We start from the raw sequence: 708 nt of genomic DNA on the forward strand, positions 1-708 counted from the left end.
CTTGGAAATGAGGATTTGCTACTTATCCGACCGCAAAAAGCAACCGAGGTGCGCGGCTTTTCAATGGATCGCCTAGAGCTTGCTCGTTTGGTGCGAAGGGCCGTCGAACTTGAAATAGTTTACATGGCGGTTGAGACTTGGGATTCAGATCGGGATGCGAAGCTAAGCGAAAACTTAGCCCTTCAGGAGAATGCTCTGACGCAAGGGGATCTATCTGCCTTTCACGCGCACGACTACGATTTTCACAAACTAATCTACGTCCTTGGCGGCAACCCGTTAGCGTTCGAAGTTATGATGGAATGCAAACAAAAAGTAGATCGTCTCTGTATGCTTGGTCTTGAGAAAGATCGCGAGGCGAATTCCATTTTGGAAGACCACTATGAGATCGCAAATGGGCTTGTCTCGCGGGATCTGTCAAAAGCGCAAAACGCAGTCAGAAAACACTTATCCCGCCTCGACGACACTATCGCGTTTATTCACGAACGCCATCCCGAGTACTTTGAATAAGTTCGGAAACTCGTACAGCTAATTTGATTCAATATTCAGTACCGACAATGTGCCTATCGTACCGGCCGGCTGCTCATTTATCTTAACGTTTTTTTGCTTGTTAGGGATCATCGAATTTGCAATGTCCGGTTTCTGCGGTTTTCTCACGTTCTACAAACGTGATGCTGCTCGGCAGCGAATTGGGGCTTTTCCCGAACAACA

1 protein-coding gene is annotated in these 708 nt (G+C 47.5%); it reads left to right on the forward strand.

Annotated elements, in window-relative coordinates; all coding sequences use genetic code 11:
* A partial coding sequence (locus ACR0E6_RS22310; protein WP_480587487.1) for a GntR family transcriptional regulator occupies positions 1-507 on the forward strand: 507 nt, incomplete at its 5' end.
* Between the last annotated feature and the right edge of the window lie 201 nt (positions 508-708).

It is taken from the genome of Ruegeria sp. AP12 (assembly GCF_056540025.1).